At 72.5% G+C, this 21,390-nt stretch carries 19 protein-coding genes; 12 read left to right on the top strand and 7 right to left on the bottom strand.

The annotated features are described in order from the left end of the window. Positions 1-44 precede the first annotated feature (44 nt). Both KIK06_RS10920 and KIK06_RS10915 read left to right on the top strand, forming a co-directional pair. Positions 45-671 (top strand): TetR/AcrR family transcriptional regulator, encoded by a 627-nt coding sequence (locus tag KIK06_RS10920; RefSeq protein ID WP_026128182.1) that lies wholly within the window; start codon positions 45-47, stop codon positions 669-671. A 116-nt stretch (positions 672-787) separates the two neighbouring features. Beyond that, the gene (locus KIK06_RS10915) at positions 788-1,378 is read left to right on the top strand and encodes a Uma2 family endonuclease (RefSeq protein WP_268643085.1); all 591 of its coding nucleotides are present in this window, start codon (positions 788-790) and stop codon (positions 1,376-1,378) included. Between the two features lie 9 nt (positions 1,379-1,387). Here the strand turns inward: KIK06_RS10915 and KIK06_RS10910 are convergent, their stop codons facing one another. Continuing rightward, complete coding sequence (locus KIK06_RS10910; RefSeq protein ID WP_268643084.1) at positions 1,388-3,124, bottom strand: helix-hairpin-helix domain-containing protein; 1,737 nt, start codon at positions 3,122-3,124, stop codon at positions 1,388-1,390. Between the two features lie 95 nt (positions 3,125-3,219). Then, positions 3,220-4,173, bottom strand: coding sequence for an aldo/keto reductase (locus KIK06_RS10905; protein WP_193789803.1), 954 nt, complete (start codon positions 4,171-4,173; stop codon positions 3,220-3,222). Positions 4,174-4,254: 81 nt separating this feature from the next. Between KIK06_RS10905 and KIK06_RS10900 the strand changes: the two genes are divergently transcribed. Further along, positions 4,255-5,025 (top strand): MSMEG_4193 family putative phosphomutase, encoded by a 771-nt coding sequence (locus KIK06_RS10900; RefSeq protein WP_268643083.1) that lies wholly within the window; start codon positions 4,255-4,257, stop codon positions 5,023-5,025. 32 nt (positions 5,026-5,057) lie between these two features. Here KIK06_RS10900 and KIK06_RS10895 read toward each other — a convergent pair whose 3' ends face one another. Continuing rightward, positions 5,058-5,447, bottom strand: a complete 390-nt coding sequence (locus tag KIK06_RS10895; protein ID WP_268643082.1) for an SgcJ/EcaC family oxidoreductase — start codon at positions 5,445-5,447, stop codon at positions 5,058-5,060. A gap of 134 nt (positions 5,448-5,581) precedes the next feature. Here KIK06_RS10895 and KIK06_RS10890 point away from each other — a divergent pair, with 134 nt between their 5' ends. The 3 genes from KIK06_RS10890 (at position 5,582) to KIK06_RS10880 (ending at position 7,977) form a co-directional block, all read left to right on the top strand. After that, positions 5,582-6,163, top strand: coding sequence for a DUF3090 domain-containing protein (locus KIK06_RS10890; RefSeq protein ID WP_268643081.1), 582 nt, complete (start codon positions 5,582-5,584; stop codon positions 6,161-6,163). 61 nt (positions 6,164-6,224) lie between these two features. Further along, complete coding sequence (locus KIK06_RS10885) at positions 6,225-6,977, top strand: SCO1664 family protein (protein WP_268643080.1); 753 nt, start codon at positions 6,225-6,227, stop codon at positions 6,975-6,977. 190 nt (positions 6,978-7,167) lie between these two features. Beyond that, positions 7,168-7,977, top strand: a complete 810-nt coding sequence (locus KIK06_RS10880; protein ID WP_017601844.1) for an HAD-IIA family hydrolase — start codon at positions 7,168-7,170, stop codon at positions 7,975-7,977. A gap of 116 nt (positions 7,978-8,093) precedes the next feature. Here the strand turns inward: KIK06_RS10880 and KIK06_RS10875 are convergent, their stop codons facing one another. Both KIK06_RS10875 and KIK06_RS10870 read right to left on the bottom strand, forming a co-directional pair. Further along, the gene (locus tag KIK06_RS10875; protein ID WP_017601845.1) at positions 8,094-8,468 is read right to left on the bottom strand and encodes an RNA polymerase-binding protein RbpA; all 375 of its coding nucleotides are present in this window, start codon (positions 8,466-8,468) and stop codon (positions 8,094-8,096) included. A gap of 188 nt (positions 8,469-8,656) precedes the next feature. Beyond that, entirely contained in the window at positions 8,657-10,027 is a 1,371-nt protein-coding gene (locus KIK06_RS10870) for a nucleobase:cation symporter-2 family protein (protein ID WP_268643079.1), read from the bottom strand. A 341-nt stretch (positions 10,028-10,368) separates the two neighbouring features. Between KIK06_RS10870 and KIK06_RS10865 the strand changes: the two genes are divergently transcribed. After that, a complete protein-coding gene (locus tag KIK06_RS10865; RefSeq protein ID WP_268643078.1) occupies positions 10,369-11,325 on the top strand; it encodes a hypothetical protein in 957 nt (318 codons plus the stop codon). Positions 11,326-11,542: 217 nt separating this feature from the next. Next, the gene (locus tag KIK06_RS10860) at positions 11,543-13,906 is read left to right on the top strand and encodes a trehalase-like domain-containing protein (RefSeq protein WP_268643077.1); all 2,364 of its coding nucleotides are present in this window, start codon (positions 11,543-11,545) and stop codon (positions 13,904-13,906) included. Between the two features lie 190 nt (positions 13,907-14,096). On the opposite strand, the gene KIK06_RS10855 is transcribed toward KIK06_RS10860, so the two are convergent. Both KIK06_RS10855 and KIK06_RS10850 read right to left on the bottom strand, forming a co-directional pair. Further along, positions 14,097-15,425 carry a sensor histidine kinase gene (locus KIK06_RS10855; protein WP_268643076.1) on the bottom strand — a complete coding sequence of 443 codons (1,329 nt, stop codon included), beginning with the start codon at positions 15,423-15,425 and terminating at the stop codon, positions 14,097-14,099. Next, positions 15,422-16,117, bottom strand: a complete 696-nt coding sequence (locus tag KIK06_RS10850; protein WP_026128248.1) for a response regulator transcription factor — start codon at positions 16,115-16,117, stop codon at positions 15,422-15,424. Before KIK06_RS10850 ends, KIK06_RS10855 begins: the two co-directional genes overlap by 4 nt. A gap of 257 nt (positions 16,118-16,374) precedes the next feature. Between KIK06_RS10850 and KIK06_RS10845 the strand changes: the two genes are divergently transcribed. Genes KIK06_RS10845 through KIK06_RS10830 form a run of 4 tightly spaced genes read left to right on the top strand, consistent with a single transcriptional unit; the run spans position 16,375 to position 21,216 of the window. Continuing rightward, positions 16,375-17,571, top strand: coding sequence for an ABC transporter ATP-binding protein (locus KIK06_RS10845; protein WP_268643075.1), 1,197 nt, complete (start codon positions 16,375-16,377; stop codon positions 17,569-17,571). A 12-nt stretch (positions 17,572-17,583) separates the two neighbouring features. After that, a complete protein-coding gene (locus tag KIK06_RS10840) occupies positions 17,584-18,912 on the top strand; it encodes an ABC transporter substrate-binding protein (RefSeq protein ID WP_268643074.1) in 1,329 nt (442 codons plus the stop codon). Positions 18,913-18,937: 25 nt separating this feature from the next. Further along, a complete protein-coding gene (locus KIK06_RS10835; RefSeq protein WP_268643073.1) occupies positions 18,938-20,308 on the top strand; it encodes an ABC transporter permease in 1,371 nt (456 codons plus the stop codon). Further along, positions 20,305-21,216, top strand: a complete 912-nt coding sequence (locus tag KIK06_RS10830; protein ID WP_017602133.1) for a carbohydrate ABC transporter permease — start codon at positions 20,305-20,307, stop codon at positions 21,214-21,216. Before KIK06_RS10835 ends, KIK06_RS10830 begins: the two co-directional genes overlap by 4 nt. The last annotated feature ends 174 nt before the right edge of the window (positions 21,217-21,390 follow it).

Raw genomic sequence — 21,390 nt, 5'->3', positions numbered from 1 at the left:
CATACGGTCATACGATTATTACCATACACTGATACGGTTATGTCGTGCCAAGAACAGCGGACCACGCCCTCAGGCGTGCACAGATCACCCGGGCCGTGCGCGAGATGATCGCCGAGACCGGCCTGGACACCGTCACCGTGTCCCGCACGGCCGCGCGCGCCGGGATGTCGGTCGGGCTCGTGCAGCACTACTTCCGGGCCAAGGACGACATGCTGCTGCACGCGTTCCAGGAGGTCAGCACGGAGGTCGCCGACCGGGTCGCCGAGATCGTGCGCGCCGCGCCCGCCCACCGGCGCACCATCGCCGACGTCCTGCTGGACGCCCTCTCCGAGCACCTGCCGATCGACGAGCCCCGTCGCGCCGAGTTCCGGGTCGTGCGCGCCTTCGCCGGGCGCGCCCTGGACAGCCCCGCGCTGGCCGAGGTGGACGCGCGCACCGCCGAGGCCACGCACGCGGAGATCGCCCGGGCGGTGCGCAACGGCACCGAGTGCGGGGAGGTCGAACCGGACGCGGACGCCGACACCGCCGCCACGCGCATCGCCTCGGTGACCGAGGGGCTGGCCACCCGTGTGTACCGGGGCGGAACGGGCGTCGCCGACCACGCCCGCGCGGCCCTGCGCGCGGAACTCGCCACCGTGTTCACCGGGCGCTGCCGCCAGTACGACCGGTGAGTTCCGTCCGGCCCGGTCCCTTGCCCCACTCTCTCGTTTGGGCACAGGATGAGGGAAAACCCGTACACACGCCCCCGGAGGTTTCTACGATGGCGAAGCGGAAGGAAGGAGAGCCCATGACCGCCGTACTGGAAAAATCCTCCGACGCGCGTCCGACCCCGATCAGTCTGCGCGATGTGGCCGACCACCTCGACGTCCCTCCGGGGTTCAGGGTGGAGGTCCTCGAAGGGGCCATCGTGATGTCACCCACGCCGTCGAAGAAGCACGGAGCCGTACTTCGACGACTTTCCGTTCAGCTGTTCGACCGGCTTCCTGATGACCGAACCGCGGAGCAGATGTACTCCGTCGAGGCTCCCGAGGGTGACGACTACGCCACCCCCGACCTCATGATCGTCCCGGTCGCGGTCGAGGAGGAGGACGACGGGTGGCTGGTGAGTCCCGACGACGTCGACTGCGTGGTGGAGGTCGTCTCACCGGGCAACGCCGCCAACGACACGAAGATCAAGCCGACCCTCTACGCGCGGTGGCGGATCCCCGTCTACCTCGTCATCGACCCGAGGGCCGGTACCACCCGCCTGTACTGGGACCCGAAGAACGGTGAGTACCAGGCCCGACACGACGTCGAGTTCGGTACCGACGTCGTCCTGCCCGAACCGCTCAAGGACGTCCGGATCGACACCTCGGTCTTCCCCCGGTACGGCGGCTGACCCCCGGCCCTACGCCTCCCGCAGCACCCGCACCAGCCGCGTCGTGCGCTCCGCGCCCGCGTTCTCCAGCACACCCGACTCCAGCGCGCCGCCCGTGGCGTCCACCAAGGACACGTGCCGCACCGCCCGGGTCAGCGCCGTGTACACCTGCGGGCGCGACACCGGTACCTCCGGCGGGAACACCGCCACCACGGCGGGCCACCGGCTCCCGTGCGCCGCCGCCACCGTCACCGCCCAACCCGGCCGCAGCGCCGACGGGTCCGCCACCGACACCCGCCGCCCGTCGGCCAGCTCGACCACCGCCGCCTCGCCCACCTCACGCAGGTAGCCGGTGTCACCCGGCCCGTACCCGGGGCCCTCGGCCACCAGCAGCACCCGGTCGCCCACGTCGAAACCCCCGTGCGCGCCCGGCCCCGGGTTCAGCCGCTCCTTGCACGCGGCGTTGAGCGCGCCCGCGCCCGCCGGTCCGTCCTCGCGCGCGGCCACCACCTGCACCTCCTCCGGGGTGATGCCGAGCGCGCGCGGGATCGAGTCGGTGAGCAGCTGCACCACCCGGTGCGCGGCCTCCTGCGCGGACGCGGCCGGAACCCGGACCACCTCGCGCTCGGGCGCCGCCACCTCGGGCACCCCGCCGTCGGCCACCGCCTGGGCCAGCTCGGCGATCGGCCCGGGCTCACCCTGGTCGGCCACCTCGGCCACGTGCGCGGTCCGGGAGGCGGCCACGTCCACCACCACCCGGCCCGGAGTCGCGGACGGCGCCTGGCCCGGGTCGGCGGCCAGGACCAGGTGGGCGCCGTCGGCGCATGACGAGGCCAGTTCGGCCGCCCGGGCCACGCCCACCGACATCGCCTCGCACAGCACCACCAGACCGGCCTCCAGCGGGGCGCCCGCCAGCAGTTCGGGCAGGGACACCGCGCGCGGCCCGGGTTCGTCCCCGCTCCAGCACCGCGCCAGCTCCGCGTTGACCGCGGCAGCGGCCTGCGCGGTCGGCGCGGCCACCGCGATCCCCACCTGGCTGTCGGCCGCGATCGCGTGCAGGCACACCAGTGCGCGGGCCAGCTCGGCCGCGTCGCCCGGACCGTGCCGCAGCACCGTGACCGGGCGCAGCGCCACCGTCACCAGCGCCTCGCGGGTGCGGTCGGACAGCGCGAACTCGTGCCGCTCGGCCGCCGCCGACACGGTCTCGGCGGCGGTCAGCGCGTCCATGATCGGGTCGTTGCCGCCGATCAGCCGCGCCACCTGCTCACCGAGACGCTGCTCGGCGTGGCCGACGTCGGGCAGGGCGTGGAAGCGCTCGGCGTCCGGGAGGTCCGGGACCCCGCCCTCGGCGAAGTCGAAGTCGTCGTCGGTGTCGTCGGTGCTCTCGAACACCACCGAGACGCCGGCCGCCACGGCCGCCTCCAGGGCCGCCGTGGGGTTGGGCACGCCCATGCCGCCGACGACGTTCGCCAGCCTGCGCTCCTCGACTGCCGTGTGCCCGCGCCGTGCCGCCTGCCGCAGCACGTGCTCCGTCAGCGCGCTCAGCCGTCGGGGGTCGTCCGGTCGTGCGTCGTCGCCCAGATGCCGCCGCGCGCAGAAGTCGGTCTGCTCGACGGTCACCCCGGGCAGCCGCAGCAGCAACCACGGGTTGGCCTCCAACTCGGCGGCGGCTCGCTGACCCAGCCTCGCGGCCAGGCGCGGCGCCAGGGCGCTGGGCGCCCCCATCCGGTCGAGGACGGCACTGACCTGTTCCACAGCCTCGGACACCTCGGATGGTTCCCCTCGTCACGCGGTTCGAAAGACCTGGGAAGCGTACCGAGAAGTGGCGACCGTCCGCTCCGGGAACGGCGCGGGCCGGTACGTCAGCGCTCGTGCCCGGCGGTGGCGTCGTCCAGCGCCTCCCGGATCTCGGGGGGCAGTTCCACGCCCTCCACCCGCAGGACGCCCTCCAACTGGGGGAGTGTGCGCGGACCGACCACCGCCGACGCCACCCCGGCCTGGTCGCGTGCCCAGCTCAGCGCGACCGCCAGCGGTGGCACGCCCAACCCCTCGGCGGCCGTGCACACCGACTCGACCACGCGGCGGCTGTGCCCGTCCAGGTAGGGCTCGACGTAGGGGGCCATGTGCGGGAAGGCCGCCCGCGAGTCGGGCGGCACCCCGTTGCGGTACTTGGCGCTGAGCACCCCCCGCCCCAGCGGCGACCACGCGATCAGGTGGGCGTCGGCGGCCTTCGCCGCCGGGCGCAGTGCCTGGTCGGCGCCCCGGTTGAGCAGCGAGTACTCCGTCCCCGCGCTCACCAGCGGGACCCGCCCGGGCTGGGCCCGCTGCCAGGTGGCCAGGGTGGCGAACTGCCACGCCTCCAGGTCCCCCGTCCCCACGTACCGGGCCTTGCCCGCCGCGACCGCCGCCTCCATCGCCGCCAGCGACTCCTCGGGCGGAGTGACCGGGTCGAACACGTGCAGCTGCCACAGGTCGACGTAGTCGGTCTGCAGGCGTCGCAGCGACGCGTCCAGGGAGGCGAGCAGGTGCCGTCGTGAGGCGTCCACCCGGCGGTACCCCTCCGGGGTGTGCCCCGTCTTGGTGGCCACCACCACGTCCTCGCGGCGTACCGCGGCGTTCAGCAGCCGCCCCAGGATGCGTTCGCTCTGCCCGCCGGTGTAGATGTCGGCGGTGTCCACGAGCGTGCCGCCCGCGTCGACGAACGCGGTGAGCTGCTGTCCGGCCTCCTCCTCGGAGGTGTCCTTGCCCCAGGTCATCGTCCCCAGGGCGGTGCGTGACACCCACAGTCCCGATCGGCCCACCTGTCGCTGTTCCATGCGGCGGAGAGTACCGTGTCCGCGTGAACGGGGGCCGAGGTGCTCCTCGGGCCGAACCGTCGTCGTGGCTAGGGTGGGGGCATGGCGACACCCGAAGCAGACCAGGACGCCCGTCCCCCCGCGCCCGAGGCGGTCACCCTCCTCCTCGTCCGCCACGGCATGACCGACGCCACCGGCCCCCGCCTCGCGGGTCGCGCCGAGGGGGTGCACCTCAACGAGACCGGCCGCGCGCAGGCCACCCGCCTGGCCCACCGGCTCACGGAGCTGCGCCCCGCCGCGCTGGTGTCGAGCCCGCTGGAACGCTGCCGCGAGACCGCCGAGACCGTCGGCGAGCACCTCGGCATCGCGATCACGCCGGATGAGCGACTCATCGAGTGCGATTACGGCGCCTGGACCGGGCGCGGCCTGGAGGAACTCGGACACGAACCGCTGTGGCGGGTCGTCCAGGACCACCCCAGCGCCGCGCGCTTCCCCGGCGGCGAGTCGCTCGCGGCGGCCTCCGCGCGCGCCGTCGAGGCGGTCCGCGACTGGAACACGCGACTGCTCCAGGCCCCGGCCGACCCCGACGCCGATCCGGCGCCGCCCGTGTACGTCGTGTGCAGCCACGGCGACATCATCAAGGCGATCGTCGCCGACGCCCTCGGCCTGCACCTGGATCTCTTCCAGCGCCTGCGCGTCGACCCCTGTTCGGTGACCTCCATCACCTACACGCGCACACGTCCCTTCCTGAACACGCTCAACGACACCGGCGAGGGGTTGGCGGGCAGCCTGCCGACCCGGGCCGAGGCCCGGGGCGACGCGGCCGTCGGCGGAGGCGCCGGGGGGCGCGCGGAGGAGGGCGACACCCCCTGAAGGTGCGGCGGTCCCGGTAGGCGGCGGCTTGCTCAGGCCGCCGCGATCGTGTTCTGGCCCACGGCGATCTCCCAGCCGTCCGCTCCGCGGGCGAAGACGTACACGGCGCTGGCGTGCGGCGCGTCGGCCGGGAGGCCGTCGGCGCTGACGGGGGACTGGGCGACGTGCACGGCGACCACGTCCGGGCGGATCTCCAGGACGTCGACGACCCGGTAACGGGCGTAGGAGCCGGCCAGTTTCGGCATGACCTCCCGACCGGTCGCGATGACGGCCTCACGGCCGCGCATCCGCTTCCCGGTCACGTTGGTCCACAGCGAGTCGACCGCGAAGTGCTCGCCGAGGGCGACCGGGTCGTGGGCGTTGAAGGCGTCCTCGAAGCTCTGGACGAGGGCGTGGAGCTCGGGGTGGGGTGTGGCGGCCATGCTGACTCCCATGGGTCGTGGACGGGGTGGAGCCGGTGCGCTCCGAGGAGAAGGGAACTACCTCAAGTCCACTTGAGGTCAATAGCCGGGGACGGTTTAGCGCCGCGCGGTCCCCATCCCTTAAGGTTCATGGCATGCCCGTCTTTCAGTTCAATCCGCCGGAGCGGTTCGTCGCCGGAACCGTGGGTCAGCCGGGAGACCGCACTTTCTTCCTCCAGGCCGTGGGGGAGGGGCGCATCACCAGCGTCGTTCTGGAGAAGGCGCAGGTCGAGGCGTTGGCGACCCGTATCGAGGAACTGCTGGAAGAGGTGCACCGCCGCTTCGGGACGCCGCCGGGCGACGACACCCCTCCCGAGGACGACGCTCCCCTCCAGCAGCCCATCGAGCAGGACTTCCGCGTGGGTACCCTCGCTCTGGCCTGGGACGCCGAGGCGGCCCGCGTCATCGTCGAGGCACAGGAGATCGACGAGTCCGCGGGGGAGGAACTGGTCGAGGACGACGACGAGGAGCTGGCGGTCTTCGCTGAGGAGGCCCCCGCGCACCGCGACGTCCTGCGCGTCTACCTGACCCCCGGCGAGGCCCGCGCCTTCGCCGGACGCGCCATGAAGGTCGTGGCCGCCGGACGCCCCGACTGCCCGCTGTGCGGCCGCCCCCTGGACCCCAGCGGCCACATCTGTGTCCGCCAGAACGGGTACCGGCCGGACCGCCTGGTGTGACGCCGGTACCGATGGCCACTGGACACCGGGGCCCCAGCGCGCACCCGTCGCGGGGGACCGCATGAACGAGACCACCGACGCCTTCGACGGCCTCGACGCCGCCTCGGGCCTGGACCTGCTCCGGTCCGGGGAGATCACCGTCGAGGGGCGCCTGACCTCGGCCTCCAACGCCACCCTGTACTGCACCGTCTCCGACGGCGCCCGGTCGGCCGCCTGCGTGTACAAACCGGTGGCCGGGGAGCGGCCCCTGTGGGACTTCCCCGACGGCACGCTGGCGGGACGCGAGGTGTCGGCCTTCGCCGTCTCCGAGGCGCTCGGCTGGGCGATCGTGCCGCCCACCGTCCACCGGGACGGGCCGTTCGGGGAGGGCATGGTCCAGCTGTGGGTGCACGGTGACACGACCGTGGACCTGGTCGCGCTGTCCCGGGAGACCGACAACGCCGACCTGCGGCACATGGCGGTCTTCGACGCGGTCATCAACAACTCCGACCGCAAGATCGGCCACCTGCTGCCCACCCCCGGCGGCCACCTGTACGGGTGCGACCACGGTGTCTCCTTCGCCGAGGACTACAAGCTGCGCACGGTGCTGTGGCAGTGGCGGGGCCAGCCGCTCACCGACGACGCCCTCACCGCACTGGAGTCGCTCCGTGACCAGCTCAAGGACCCCGCGAGCGCGCTGTCCGACGTGTTGGGCCGCCACCTGACCGAACCCGAGGTGTACGCGGTGCGCAACCGGGTCGACCTGCTCGTCCAGCACCGGATCCACCCCTACCCGGCGCCGGACTGGCCGTCGGTGCCCTGGCCGCCGGTCTGATCCCGCCAACCCCCGCCCGTAGGCGTCCCGCCCCTCGTCCGACCGCTCGTGACCCGAGGCGGGGCGAGTGCCCCGTGTCCCGGAGCCGTCGCCGAGCGGGAGCCCAGGCCCGCCGCCAGGTCCCGGTCTGTGTGAACCGTGTCCCCTACTGGGGAGTAGGAATGGCGCCGCGCATGCCACAGGCGGCACAATGGGCCCCGTGAGCAACGAAAACGAGTGGAACTACCTCTTCGACATGGACGGCGTGCTCGTCCGTGAGCAGCACCTCGTCCCCGGCGCGGACGCGTTGATCGCCGAGCTGCGGGAGAACGAGATCCCGTTCATGGTGCTGACCAACAACTCCATCTTCACCCCCCGCGACCTACGTGCTCGTTTGCTCAACACCGGGTTGGACATCCCGGAGGAGTCCATCTGGACCTCGGCCCTGGCCACGGCCCAGTTCCTCCAGACACAGCGGCCCAACGGGTCCGCCTACGTCGTCGGCGAGTCCGGTCTGACCACGGCGCTGCACAACGTCGGCTACGTGATGACCGAGAACGACCCCGACTACGTGGTCCTCGGCGAGACCCGCACCTACAGCTTCGAGGCGATAACACGCGCCATCCGCCTGGTGCGCGCCGGTGCGCGGTTCATCGCCACCAACCCGGACGAGACGGGTCCCAGCGCCGAGGGTCCGCTGCCCGCCACGGGCGCGGTCGCGGCGCTGATCGAGAAGGCCACCGGTCGCCGCCCCTACTTCGTGGGCAAGCCCAACCCGTTGATGATGCGTTCGGCGCTGCGGAGGATCGGCGCGCACTCGGAGAACACGCTGATGGTCGGGGACCGCATGGACACCGACGTCCTCAGCGGTCTGGAGGCGGGCCTGCAGACGGTCCTGGTGCTGTCGGGCATCTCCGACCGCGACACCGCCGACCAGTTCCCCTACCGGCCGACCCGGGTGATCGAGTCGGTCAAGGAACTCGTGGGCAACACCCGCGCCCCCTTCGGCAAGGAGGCCTGAGCCCCGTCCAGGGGCCGCGCTCCGACGGGGAGCACCACCCGACCGGGGCGCCTCGGGACACGACGAACGGGCGGCGGACCATCGGTCCACCGCCCGTGTCGGCTGTCCGTCGCGGATTACCGCTGCTTGGCGAGCTCCTCGACCTTCGCCGCCTCCTCGCGGCGGCGCGCGCGAAGCAGTTCGAGGCGCTCGGCCAGGACCTCTTCCAGGTCCTCCATGCTCCGGCGCTCCAGCAGCATGTCCCAGTGGGTGCGCACCGGCTTGGCGTTCTTGGGCTCCTCGCCGGAACCGTCGCGCCGCAGGGCGCGGTCGCCGCAGAAGCGGCACTCCCATTCGGCGGGGATCTCGGCCTCCGTGGCGAAGGTGACCGAGAAGCGGTGGCCCCGGGTGCAGTCGTAGGTGACCTCCTGCCGGGGAGCCAGGTCGGTGTTGCGGTCGTTCTCGTAGCTCGTCGCCCCGAGCCGGGTGCCGCGAAGTGCTCGCTCGGCCATCGTGTGGGTGCCTCCAGGCGCTCGTGCGGTCTCGCGGGGTGTAACGCGTTGGTCCCCGTCAAGATTCCCCGCTGGCCTGAGGTCGAACCACCCCGGGTGCTCCCGCGCCGCGCCCACGCCGCCGAGGGCGGCTCGGCGGGGGTCGTGTGGGGTGTCCCACGTGCGTGGGACACCCGTGTGCACGGGGGCTATTCGGTGTCCCCGACCCGTCCGCGCCGCACGGCGCCGCCGAGGATGTTGAAGACGGCGTTGAGCACGAGCGCGGCGATGGCCGCGGCAACGATCCCCGAGTGCAGGATCGTCCCGGCCCAGTCGGGGAAGCCGTCGTAGAAGGCGGGCGCGGCGATCGGGATGATGCCGAAGGCCATCGCCACGGCCACGATGACGAGGTTGAGGTTGCCCTCGTACTCGACCTTGGCCAGGGTGCGCACGCCCGCCGCCGCCACCGACCCGAACAGCACCAACCCGGCGCCGCCCAGCACGGGGGAGGGGATCATCGCGACCACGCGGCCGAGGACGGGGAAGAGGCCGAGGGTGATGAGGATGAGTCCGCCGACCGCGACGACGTAGCGGCTGCGGACACGGGTCAGGGCGATCAGGCCGACGTTCTGGCTGAACGTGCTCCCGGGGAAGGAGTTGAGCAGCGGGCCGATGACCGAGGCCAGGGCGTCGACGCGCAGTCCGTCGGCGAGGCGCCGCCCGTCCACGCGCGCCCCGACGATCTCGCCGACGGCGAGGATGTCGGCGATCCCCTCGGTGAGGATGACGAGCATGACCACGCACATGGTGATGATCGCCGCCGCCTGGAACTCCGGTACGCCGAAGTGGAACGGCTGGCCGAGGGAGAAGAACGCGCCCTCGCCGACCGAGGAGACGTCCACCCGGCCGAACGCGGCGGCGATCCCCGTGCCCAGGACCAGGCCGCCCAGGACCGCCATCCGGTTCCACACCCCGGGCAGGATCCACGACAGCAGCAGAACGATCACCAGGGTGGTGCCCGCCAGCGCCAGCCCGCCGGTCGTGGGGACGCCGGTCTCGTTGTTCTCCGTGATCCACCCGATCGCCACCGGCAGGAGCGACACACCGATGATCGTGATCACCGATCCCGTGACCACGGGCGGGAAGAACCGGATCAGCCCGGCCAGGAACGGGACGATCGCGAGGCCGAACACGCCCGCGGCGAGCGAGGCGCCGAACACCGTGGGCAGGCCGCTGTCCTGGCCGATGGCGACCATGGTGCCGACGGGGACGAACGAGGTGCCGATGACGACCGGCAGCCGGGCGCCGAACCGCCACACACCGATCGTCTGCACCAGGGTGGCCAGTCCGCTGACCAGCAGAGCGGCGCTGATGAGGATGCCCATCCCCACCGCGTCGAGCCCCACGGCGCCGCCGATGATGATGGGCGGGGTGATCACCCCCGCGTACATGGCGAGGATGTGCTGGAGGCCGTAGGTGACCATCAGCCGTACCGGGGGCCGCTCGTCCTCCGGGTTGACGCTCGGATCCGGGTCGGTGGGTACGGGTGCCTCGTCCTGGCCGTTCGGGGGATTGCGCATGCGCGGTACCGCTCTCGTGGACGTCGGGGAGTGGTCGTCGTGGTCCGGACCGCGTGGGTGCGGCCGTCCGGTCGGGTCGAAGGCAACTACGTACGTGTTGCGGGCGGGAGCCGCCGTCGTTTCGGGCGGATCAAACCGTCGGATGTATACGTTCAGGCATACAGATCCCCCCGTCGCCCGTCCACCCCGTGAAGCAGTGTTCTTCCTGCTCGTCGCCGGTGGTGGAAGGCTGGGGGTCGGGGGTTTCCCCGGTCACGCGCGGAGGAATGAACGTACTGATTTCCGACATAAGGGACATAGTTCTCAGACGTTGGCTCCGCGCTCCTCGTGGGGGAGGTTCCATGGTCCCGCCCCGCCTGCTCGCCGCCGTGGCCCTCGCCGTCGTGACCGGATGCGGCCCCCTCCACGTGCGCGACGGGGAACCGGGTGCGGGAGCCACGGGCGGCGAGGACACCGCGCCGACCGCGGACACCTCCGCCCCCGCCCCGTCGCGGGACTCACGGCGCGAGCCCGTCGCCGACCCCGGCCCCGCCCCGACCCCGGTGGGCGGGGGATCCGGCCCGAGCGCGACCGTGCCGCCCCCCGGCCGTGAGCGGCCGGCCGGCACGGAGGATCCGCACTCGTCCGCCGTCCAGGAGTACGTGGCCGCGCTCGCCGCCTCCTCCGACCCCGGCCGGATGCGCGAGGGGCTGGCGGGGGCCGCCGAGGACTCCCCGGCCCACACCTACCTCCTGCACCACGCGACCGTCGCCCGCGCCTGGGCCGACGGTGACAACCCCCAGGCCGACGCGGAGGTCGACCGCACCGACGCGGGGTATCGGCTCTGCCGCGACGCCGCCGAGGAAGGGTACTGGGGCAGGGACCGGGACACCGACCGGCACTGTGTCGAACTCACCGACTTCGCGCACGACGACGGACGCGTCGCCCGGTTCCGCGTCGACGGCGACGACCCCTCCGGCGCCCTGATCGAGGGGGGCGACTCCCGTGTCGGCGCCGGCGGGGTCGAGGCCACCGTCGTGACCGCCTATCGTCCGGTCAACCGGTCGGTCCTGGTCGTCACACTGGACATCAGCGCCGACGACAGCGCCGACATCGGTCTGCCGAGCGCCGTGTACCGGACGCTCGACGGTGAGCGGCGGAACGCGGAGTTGACCGCCGGCCGATACGAGCTCGACTCGGGGGCCTCGACCAGCGCCGCCCTGTACTTCCCCGACTCCCACCCCGGCGGCAGCGTCGTCTTCACCGGCTGCCTGGAGGAGTGCTCCGCCTTCCTCAAGGTCGCCCTCCCCGTCTCCTGACCTCGCGGAGGACGCGGTCCCCGGGAGGTTCCGGTGCCGCCGCGAACCCTAAGAGTTCCTTATGGGACGCCTAAGGTCCCATGAAGCCCGATGTGCAGGAGTTTCTCCCTGCTTTACCTTCGTCATCACCGGTCACGTCCGTGACCGGTTTCGCTGGACCGGGGCCGTTCGATCCCGTGTCCGACCAGAACCGACGGAGGTGGCGGAGGTGACTCTCATGCAGGGGGTAGCGGCGTCGCGGGCGGACGCGCGGGTCCGTCCCGAGAGGGAGGACGACGGTGCGCCCGAACTGCCCGTGGATGTGCGGCGGCGGATCTCCGCTCTGGCCCGCACCCCCCGCCTCCTCATCGCCTGCGACTACGACGGCGCCCTCACCCCCACCGACACCGGCGACACCAATACGGCGCGCCCGCACCCCCTGGCCGTACGCGCCCTACGCGAGCTGGCCGACCTGCCCGCCACCACCTGCGCCGTCATCTCCTCCCGCCCCCTGACCAGCCTGGCCACCCTCTCCCGCCTGCCCGCCGAGATCCACCTGGTCGGCGCCCACGGCACCGAACCCGACACCGCCCTGCACACCCACCCCTCGAACAAGCCCACCGCCCTGCAGGCCCTACGCGAACACGTCGAGGCCACCGCCACCTGCTACATCGGCGGCGGCGACGGCGAGGAAGACGCCCTGGCCCACCTGACCGGCCCCGACGCCGGCATCCGCGTGGGCGAGCACACCGCACCGACCATGGCCGCCCACACCATCCCCGACACCCCCACCGCCGCCCTGTTCCTGGCCGCCCTGGTCACCGAACGCCGCGCCTGGACCTTCGGGGAACGCCCCACCCCCATCGAACGCCTGTCCCTGCTGTCCAACCAGACCTCGGTGGCGTTGGTGGGCCCCGACGCCCGCCTGGCCTGGCTGTGCCACCCCGAACCCGACTCCGGCGCGGTGTTCGCCGAGATCCTGGGCGGCCGGTCGGCGGGGACCTTCGCCCTGGCCCCCGCCCACGGCGGCCAACCCCTGGGCCAGCGCTACGAGCCGGGCACCATGACCGTGCACACCCGCTTCGCGGGCCTGCACGTCACCGACTACCTCGCCCACCCCACCCAGCGGGGCCGCACCGACCTGGTCCGGGTCCTGTCCGGCACCGCCCCCACCCTGGTGGAGTTCGCCCCCCGCCCCGACTTCGGCCGCACCCCGGTCCGGTTGCGCGCCCACACCGACGGTCTGGTGGTCCAGGGCGCCGACTTCCCCATGGTGCTGCACGCCCCCGGCGTGCAATGGGCCATCGACCACGACGGGGTCCACGACAGCGCCCGCGCCACCGTCCACCCCACCAGCGAGCACCCGGTGGTGCTGGAACTGCGCCTGGGCACCGGGGACCTGTCCGCGGCGCCGGTGGCCGAGACCGACCGCCGACGGGCGGTGCGTGACCACTGGGCGGGCTGGTTGGACACCCTGTCGTTGCCGGTGGCCGCCCGGGAGTTGGCCGCGCGTTCGGCGCTGACGCTGCGGGGGTTGTGCACCCCTTCGGGTGGGGTGATGGCGGCGGCCACCACCTCCCTGCCCGAGGAGATCGGGGGGGTGCGTAACTGGGACTACCGGTACTGCTGGCTGCGGGACGGGGCGCTGACCGTGCGGGCTCTGGTGTCGCTGGGCTCCACGGCCGAGGCGGACGCGTTCTTGGACTGGGTGCACCGGGTGGTGGCCACGGTGCCCTCGCCGGAGTTGTTGCGGCCGTTGTACACGTTGGCCGGGACGGACCTGGGCCCGGAGGAGACCATCGAGTCCCTGGCCGGGTACGCCGGGTCGCGGCCGGTGCGGGTGGGCAACGCCGCCGACCACCAGGTGCAGCTGGACGTGTTCGGTCCGGTGGTGGAGTTGATCGCGGATCTGGCCCACCGGCGGGGGGTGCTGGCCGACCGGGACTGGGAGTTGGTGCGGTCGATGGCCGAGGCGGTCGCCCGGCGTTGGCACGAGCCCGATCACGGGATCTGGGAGGAGCGGGACGAGCCCCGCCAGCGGGTGTACTCCAAGGTGATGTGCTGGGTGACGTTGGATCGGGCGGTGCGGTTGGCGGGCCGGTTCGGTCGGGTGGTGGACCCGGTCTGGGGGCCGTTGGCGGCCGATATCGCCGCCGAGGTGGTGGCCAAGGGGTGGAACGAGACGGTGGGGGCCTACACCACGGCCTATGAGGGTGAGGATCTGGACGCGGCGTCGCTGCACATCGGCCTGTCCGGGCTGTTGGATCCGGCCAATGAGCGGTTCCAGGCGACGGTGACCGCGGTGGAGGCGGGGTTGCGGCAGGGGCCGACGGTGTACCGGTACCGGCGCGATGACGGGTTGCCGGGGGGTGAGGGCGGTTTCCATCTGTGTACGGCGTGGTTGATCGAGGCGTATCTGCTCACGGGGCGTGGGGTGGAGGCCGAGGAGTTGTTCGCGCATCTGGTGGAGCGGGCGGGGCCGACGGGGTTGATTCCCGAGGAGTTCGATCCCGACTCGGAGCGGGCGTTGGGTAATCATCCGCAGGCGTATTCGCATCTGGGGTTGATCCGCTGCGCCCAACTCCTCGACCGACACCGATGACCCTCGACCGAGGCCGGTCACGGGGCCACCCGGCCCCGGACCCCTCCCGGGTTCCCGGTCTCCTCCCGGATCAGGGCCGCCGGTCGCCCACGGAACGCCGCGCCGCCGTTCCCCGGCGCCCCTGACCGCCGCGCGGGACGTGACCGTCCCGCGACCCGCGCGGCCCTTTCCCCGAGGCCCGCCCCGGGTCTCACCCCGAGCGGCGCAACCGCCACGCCCGGGGCTGGTCCTGATCGTGCGGGACACCCAGTTCGGCGAAGCGCGACCGCACCCGCGCGCCGCCGAGCTTTCCCCGCTCCAGGTGGATGGTGCCGCCGGTCGCCTCAACGGCGTGCCGGACGATGTCCAGTCCGAGCCCGGTCGATCCGCCGCCGCTGGCACCGCGCCGCAACGCCCCGGCGGGGTCGGCGAACCCGGGACCCGCGTCCTCCACGATCAGCGTCACCCACCCCGCGTGGCACACCACCGTGACCGCGAACGGGCCGCCCGCCGGGGTGTACCGGAACACGTTGCCGACCAGGGCGTCCAGCACCGCGGTACAGTCCTCGCGCGACAGTCCGACCCGGGCGGGCGCCTCGGGAAGGCTGATCTCCACGTCCCGCCCCTGGTCCGAGGCGAGCAGGGACCAGAACCCCATCCGGTCCCGGACCGCCTCGGCGAGGTCGCACTCACGCGGCCCCGTCTCGTCCACGGGGCGGACGTTGCGGATGATGTCGTCCACGTCCTGCTCCAGCGCGCCGACCGCCTCGCGGATCCGGTCCCCCTCCGGCCCAGGCAGGGTTTCGGTGTCCAGGCGCAGCGCCGTCAACGGGGTCCGCAGCCGGTGTGAGACGTCCGCGGCCATCTCCCGCTCCCGGTCCAGGAGACCCTGGACCCGGTCGCCGATCGCGTTGATCGACTCCCCCAGCACCACCAGGTCACGGGGGCCGCGCACGCGGACCCGGGCGTTCAGCCGTCCCTCACCGATCGCCACGGCCGTCGCCGCGAACGCGCTCAGGGCCTGTCGCGCGGGGCGGCTGAGCCGGTCGGCGAGGGCCACCGCGCCCGCGACCGACAGCGCCGCCACCAGGATGAGGGCCGCCACGGTGCGACCGAGTTCCGCGATCACCTCGCCGCGCGGGACGTACACCTCGACGACGGCGTCTCCCCCGGCCGGGGCGGGCGCCGGGAACAGGTACGCGGTGCCGCCCTCCACCCGCACCTCGCCGGACTCCCGGGCGCCCCTGCGCGCCTCGGCGTCCTCGGGCCGCGCGTGACTCGAACCGACCGTCGTCCCGCCCGGCAGGTGCACGGCCAGGTTCCCGCGTTCCCCGGCGGCGGTGGCGGCCACCGCCGCGCGCAGCACGTCGGAGTCGGCCCCGGCCGCGACCACCGCCGCCACGACGTCGGACTGGGTGCGCACCCGTTCCTCGGTCCGGGCCCGGGCGTCGTTCCACCCCCAGAGCGCGGTCACCGCGACCAGCACCCCCGCCACCAGGACGGTGGCCAGGGTGACGGCTCGGGCCAGGAGGGACCTCACTCCGGCTCCACCAGTTTCAGGCCCACACCGCGCACCGTGCGCAGGTAGCGGGGCCGGCTCGCGCTCTCCCCGAGCTTGCGGCGCAGCCAGGACATGTGCACGTCGATGGTCTGGTCGTGTCCCACGAAGGGGTGCTCGTGCCAGACCGCCTCGACCAGCTCCCGGCGGCTCACCACCCGGCCGACGTGCTCGGCGAGATAGGCCAGCAGGTCGAACTCGCGTCGGGACAGTTCCAGGGGGCGCCCGGCCAGTGTCGCCTGGCGCGTGGTGAGGCTGACGGTCAGCTCGCCGACGGTCAGGTCGCCCGGGTCGGAGGTGCCCACCGAGGACCGCGCCGACCTGCGCAGCAACGCGTTCATCCGGGCCGCCAACTGGGCGCTGGAGAAGGGCTTGACCACGTAGTCGTCAGCGCCGTCGTTGAGCAGACGCACGATCGACGGCTCGTCGCCGCGCGCCGTCGCCACGATCACGGGTACGTCGCTGTTCCCCCGGAGCATGCGCAGCGCGGCGGACCCGTCCAGGTCGGGCAGTCCGAGGTCGAGGATCACCAGGTCCGGTTCGTGCTCGGCGGCCTGCCGGAGGGCGTCCAGCGCCGTGCCGACCGGGCGCACCACGTGCCCCTGGCCCCGCAACGCCCGCACGAGGGCGTCGCGCACCATCTGGTCGTCCTCGACCAGTAACACCGTTGCCATGTGGTCAAGTTAACCGAACGTGAACTCCGACACGACCCCGGGAAGGCTCCCAAACAGGGAGAACGCCGCCAACGGGGGCGGAGCGGGCGGCCTTAAGTCGAACGAGACGTTGCGTTAAGGCTCCCTTAGGGAGCGCGACATTACGGTCGTTGCACATCGCCGGTCAGTGGCCCGCGTCACAGGACGCGGAATCCCCCGCGTGTACCGGCCCCGATCTGGCAGGGGGCGCGTTCCAGCGCCCGTCCCTCGGAGGTGTCGTGGCAGAAATCGTGATCGACGGCCTGGGCAAGGTCTACACAGACGGGACCCGCGCCGTCAACGACCTCTCACTGGACATCCAGGACGGTGAGTTCCTGGTGCTGGTCGGTCCCTCCGGCTGCGGGAAGACGACCGCGCTGCGGATGGTCGCGGGCCTGGAGGTGATCAGCGAGGGCACCATCCGCATCGGTGACCGCGTGGTCAACTCGGTGCCCGCCCGCGACCGCGACGTCGCCATGGTCTTCCAGTCCTACGCCCTGTACCCGCACCTGAACATCTACGAGAACATCGCGTTCGGACTGCGGCTGCGCAAGCTCCCCAAGGACGAGATCGACCAGCGGGTGCGCGAGGTCGCCCGGGTCCTGGAGCTGGAGGAGCACCTGGACCGCAAGCCGGGCAACCTGTCCGGCGGGCAGCGCCAGCGGGTGGCCATGGGGCGCGCCATCGTCCGCAAACCCCGGGCGTTCCTCATGGACGAACCGCTGTCCAACCTGGACGCCAAGCTCCGGGTGCAGATGCGGGCCCAGATCGCGCGGATCCAGCGCGACCTCGGTGTCACCACCGTCTACGTCACCCACGACCAGACCGAGGCCATGACCCTCGGCGACCGGGTGGCCGTGATGAAGCGCGGGGTCCTCCAACAGGTGGGGCCGCCCCAGGAGCTCTACGACCACCCCTGCAACCTCTTCGTCGCCGGGTTCGTCGGGTCCCCGGGCATGAACCTCATCGGCGCGGAGCTCGTCCGCGAGGACGACCGGTTCCGCGTCCGCGTGGGCAGCCAGTCCCTCGACCTGCCCGAAGGGCTCCTGCACCGGCGCCCCGCACTGCGCGCCTACGAGGGAAGGAGCCTCGTCCTGGGCATCCGGCCCGAGGACATGGAGGACGCCGAGATCGTCGGCGCCACCGAGAACGCCACTCTCACCTCGGTCGCCGACCTGGTCGAGGCGATGGGTTCGGACGTTCTCGTGCACTTCCCCCTGGACGCCGCCCCCGTCGTCACCGAGGACACCCGCGAACTCGCCCGGGACGCGGGCGCGGACGACGCCCCGAGCGCGGCGGAGGACGGGGTCGTCCTGGTCGGACGCTTCAGCCCCCGTACCCACGTCTTCGAGGGCCAGACCATCACCGTCGCCGTCGACACCGAACGACTCCAGTTCTTCGACCCGACCACGGGCACGTCGATCTACGACTCCTGAGGAGCATCCCCTATGTCACCACGCACTCCCCGTCCCCGTCTCTCCCGCCCCGCGACCACGGCCGCCGCGCTGCTCGCCCTCGGCCTGACGCTCACCGCCTGTGGCGGCGGTGGCGGCACCGACACCGACGCCGACCTGGGCGGCGCCACCCTGGAGATCGTCGGCCCCTGGGCCGGCGCGGAACAGGAGTCCTTCGAGCGGGTCCTGAGCGTCTTCGAGCAGCGGACCGGCGCCACCGTCCAGTACAGCGGCGCCGGGGACGACCTCCAGACCGTCCTGCAGACCCGGATCCAGGGCGGCGACGCGCCCGACGTCGCCCTCATCCCGCAGGCGGGCCTCATCGAGCACTTCGCCGAGGAGGGCGCCCTCACACCGCTCAGCGACGACGTCGTCGCGGCCCTGGACGAGAACATGGCCGGGGCCTGGACCGACATCGGGTCGGTGGACGGCACCCCCTACGGCGTCTACCTCAAGGTCGCCAACAAGTCCCTGGTCTGGTACAACGATCCCCTCTTCGCCGAGACCGGCGCCGCGCCGCCCGAGACCTGGGAGGACTTCGTCGAACTCTCGGAGAACCTCTCCGACGTCGGCGTCGACCCGCTGTCCGTCGCCGGAGCCGACGGCTGGGTCCTCACCGACTGGTTCGAGAACGTCTACCTCCAGACCGCGGGCCCGCAGATGTACGACCAGCTCGCCGCGCACGAGATCCCGTGGACCGACCCCAGCGTCGAGGTCGCCCTGGAGACCATCGCCGAGATCTGGGGACAGGAGCGGCTGCTCGCGGGCGGCACCGACGGCACCCTGCAGACCGACTTCCCGACCTCCGTGGTCAACGTGTTCAGCGACGACCCCGAGGCCGCCATGGTCGTGGGCGCCGACTTCATCGGCGGGGTCGTCGCCGACAGCACGAACTCCGCCGTCGGCGACGACGCGCGCGTGTTCTCCTTCCCCTACGTCGCGGGGGAGGAGGGCGCCGTGGTCGTGGCCGGTGACGCCGCCGTCGCGATGAACGACGACGAGGCCACCATGGAACTGCTGCGCTTCCTCGCCGGTCCCGAAGCCGCGGGGGAGTGGGCGGCCCTCGGCGGGTTCCTCTCGCCCAACCGCCACCTGACCGCCGACGACTACGCCGACCCGCTCACCGGTCAGGTCGCCGAGCAGATCGTGACCGCAGGCGACAGCGTCCGCTTCGACCTGTCCGACCTCCAGCCCGCCGCGTTCGGCGCGACCGTCGGCGACGGAATGTGGCAGACCCTCCAGGACTTCATGGCCGACCCCTCCGACGTCGAGGGAACCATGGAGCGCCTGGAGTCCGAGGCCGCCCAGGCCCACGGCGAGTGACGCCCGGCACCGAGAGAGACCACACATGACCACGGCTGACCAGACGCCCCCCGCCGGTGCCACCGACACCGGCGGGGGCGCGCCCCCGCCCACCACACCCGACGACGGCCGCGCGCCCCGGCTCCGCCGCCTGTTCGGTCCGGCGACGCTCTTCCTCCTGCCCGCCCTGCTCCTGCTCGCCGTGTTCCTGGCCTACCCGGCCGTGTACTCGGTGGTGCGCAGCCTCCTCGACTCCTCGGGGACGCGGTTCGTCGGACTGGACAACTACGCGCGCATGTTCACCGACGACCGCACCCTCACCGCGATCCGCAACACCGGGATCTGGGTGCTGGTCGCCCCGGCACTGGTCACCGGGCTGGGGTTGATCCTCGCGGTGCTCACCGAACGCATCCGCTGGGCGACCGCCTTCCGGGTCCTGCTCTTCATGCCGATGGCGATCTCCCTGTTCGCCTCCGGCGTCATCTTCCGGCTGGTCTACGACGAGGACCCCGACCGCGGGGTGGTCAACGCCGCCGTCGTGACCGTCCACGACGTGTTCGCCGCGCCCTCGGACTACCCCGGCGCCCGCCCGCGCGAGGACGTCGCGGCGCCGGACACGACCCGGGGCGGATTCACCACGGAGTCGACCCACGCCCCGGGGGAGAGCGTCGCCCTGCCACTGGTCGGGGTGCGACCCACGGAACTGCCCGAACAGGCCGCAGCGGCGACCGCGCCCGAGGGGGCCGACGGCCAGATCCAGGGCGTCGTGTGGTTGGACGCCGCCCTCGGCGGCGAGGTCGGCGCGATCGACGACGGCGAGAACGGCATGCCGCGCGTGGCCGTCGAGGCGGTCCGCGACGGCGCGGTGGTCGCGCGCGCCACGACCGGGGACGACGGCCGGTTCACCCTGACCGGGCTGGACGAGGGCGAGTACGCGATCCACCTCGCCGAGAGCAACTTCACCGAGCCCTTCCGCGGCCTCACCTGGCTGGGCCCAACCCTGGTCACCCCCGTGATCATCTCCTCGTGGGTGTGGATCATGACCGGCTTCGCCATCACCTTCATCGCGGCCGGGCTGGCCGCCATCCCCCGGGACGCCCTGGAGGCGGCACGGGTGGACGGCGCCACCGAGTGGCAGGTCTTCCGCAAGGTCACGGTCCCCCTGCTCGGCCCCCTCCTGCTGGTGGTGTTCGTGACCCTGGTGATCAACGTGCTGAAGATCTTCGACCTGGTGTTCGTCATCGCGCCCGGATCGGTGCAGGCGGACGCCAGCGTGATCGCCCTCCAGATGTGGCAGGTCTCCTTCGGGGCGGGGGGAGACCAGGGACTGGGCAGCGCTCTCGTGGTCCTCCTCCTGGTCCTGGTCCTGCCCATCGTGTACTTCAACATCCGCCGATTCCGCCGGGAGCGCCCGTGAGCACCACGACCCCGAAGCCGCACTCCGTCGTCGAGGTGTCGGTGTCCGGAGCGCCCAGGCGCGGCGCGGCGTCCCGGATCGTCGGCCGACTCGGGTCGGGGACCCTCCAGGTCGTCCTCGTCCTGGTGGCACTGTTCTGGATGGTCCCCGTCCTGGGCCTGATGCTGGTGTCGCTGCGCTCCGAGGCGGACAACACCAACGGCGGCTGGTGGACGGCCCTGCTCCAGCCCACCGAGCTGACGCTGGACAACTACCGCACGCTCGTCGGCAACGAGGTCATCGTCCAGTCGTTCCTCAACACGGTCTACATCTCGGTCCCCTCGACACTCCTCGTCGTCGGGATCGGGGCCCTGGCCGCCTACGCGCTGGTGTGGATGGACTTCCCCGGACGCGACTGGATCATGGTCGCCGTCGTCGGACTGCTCGTCCTCCCCATCCAGGCGGCGCTGATCCCCATCTCCCAGCTGTACGGGGCGTTGGGCGTGTTCGGCTCCATCACCGGGGTCATCCTGTTCCACGTCGCGTTCGGCCTGCCGTTCGCGGTGTTCCTGCTGCGCAACTTCTTCGTGGGCATCCCCCGGGACCTGCTGGAGGCGGCGCGCATGGACGGCGCGAGCGAGTGGCGCATCTTCCGCAGGGTGGTCCTGCCGGTCGCCCGCCCGGCGCTGGCCTCGCTCGCGGTGTTCCAGTTCCTGTGGGTGTGGAACGACATGCTCGTCGCCCTGGTGTTCACCAGCCCCGAGTCGGCGCCCCTGACCGTGGCGCTGCGCTCCCAGCTGAGGCAGTTCGGCACCAACGTCGACATCCTGGCCTCCGGGGCCTTCCTGTCCATGCTCGTGCCGCTCCTGGTGTTCTTCGCCTTCCAGCGCTACTTCGTCCAGGGGGTCTTCGCGGGCTCCACCAAGTAGGGAATCCCCCATGACCGGGCGCCCGGCCACCGCCCTCCGGCCGGGCGCCCTCCGCGTGCGTCCGCGACGGGGGACCAGCGGTCACGCAGCGCTGCCATAATGGCCGGGGCGCGCCGTCAGCGGTCCCGGGGAAGGGCCGCACCGGGGGACGCGTGCCGAAACGAGCGGTTGAAC

The sequence above is a fragment of the Nocardiopsis sp. EMB25 genome, from assembly GCF_026797795.1.
GTDB lineage: Bacteria > Actinomycetota > Actinomycetes > Streptosporangiales > Streptosporangiaceae > Nocardiopsis > Nocardiopsis lucentensis.
The sequence above is the reverse complement of the archived record's forward strand: the minus strand, read 5'-3'. Positions and strand labels throughout refer to the sequence as shown.

What these genes read in the sequence shown, in the direction of transcription:
- KIK06_RS10890 (WP_268643081.1), top strand. Translation starts at nt 5,582, where the DNA reads ATGCCCGTCTTTCAGTTCAATCCGCCGGAGCGGTTCGTCGCCGGAACC.
- KIK06_RS10895 (WP_268643082.1), bottom strand. Translation starts at nt 5,447, where the DNA reads ATGGCCGCCACACCCCACCCCGAGCTCCACGCCCTCGTCCAGAGCTTC.
- KIK06_RS10900 (WP_268643083.1), top strand. Translation starts at nt 4,255, where the DNA reads ATGGCGACACCCGAAGCAGACCAGGACGCCCGTCCCCCCGCGCCCGAG.
- KIK06_RS10860 (WP_268643077.1), top strand. Translation starts at nt 11,543, where the DNA reads ATGCAGGGGGTAGCGGCGTCGCGGGCGGACGCGCGGGTCCGTCCCGAG.
- KIK06_RS10875 (WP_017601845.1), bottom strand. Translation starts at nt 8,468, where the DNA reads ATGGCCGAGCGAGCACTTCGCGGCACCCGGCTCGGGGCGACGAGCTAC.
- KIK06_RS10865 (WP_268643078.1), top strand. Translation starts at nt 10,369, where the DNA reads ATGGTCCCGCCCCGCCTGCTCGCCGCCGTGGCCCTCGCCGTCGTGACC.
- KIK06_RS10835 (WP_268643073.1), top strand. Translation starts at nt 18,938, where the DNA reads ATGACCACGGCTGACCAGACGCCCCCCGCCGGTGCCACCGACACCGGC.
- KIK06_RS10870 (WP_268643079.1), bottom strand. Translation starts at nt 10,027, where the DNA reads ATGCGCAATCCCCCGAACGGCCAGGACGAGGCACCCGTACCCACCGAC.
- KIK06_RS10840 (WP_268643074.1), top strand. Translation starts at nt 17,584, where the DNA reads ATGTCACCACGCACTCCCCGTCCCCGTCTCTCCCGCCCCGCGACCACG.
- KIK06_RS10850 (WP_026128248.1), bottom strand. Translation starts at nt 16,117, where the DNA reads ATGGCAACGGTGTTACTGGTCGAGGACGACCAGATGGTGCGCGACGCC.
- KIK06_RS10885 (WP_268643080.1), top strand. Translation starts at nt 6,225, where the DNA reads ATGAACGAGACCACCGACGCCTTCGACGGCCTCGACGCCGCCTCGGGC.
- KIK06_RS10915 (WP_268643085.1), top strand. Translation starts at nt 788, where the DNA reads ATGACCGCCGTACTGGAAAAATCCTCCGACGCGCGTCCGACCCCGATC.
- KIK06_RS10905 (WP_193789803.1), bottom strand. Translation starts at nt 4,173, where the DNA reads ATGGAACAGCGACAGGTGGGCCGATCGGGACTGTGGGTGTCACGCACC.
- KIK06_RS10880 (WP_017601844.1), top strand. Translation starts at nt 7,168, where the DNA reads ATGGGCCCCGTGAGCAACGAAAACGAGTGGAACTACCTCTTCGACATG.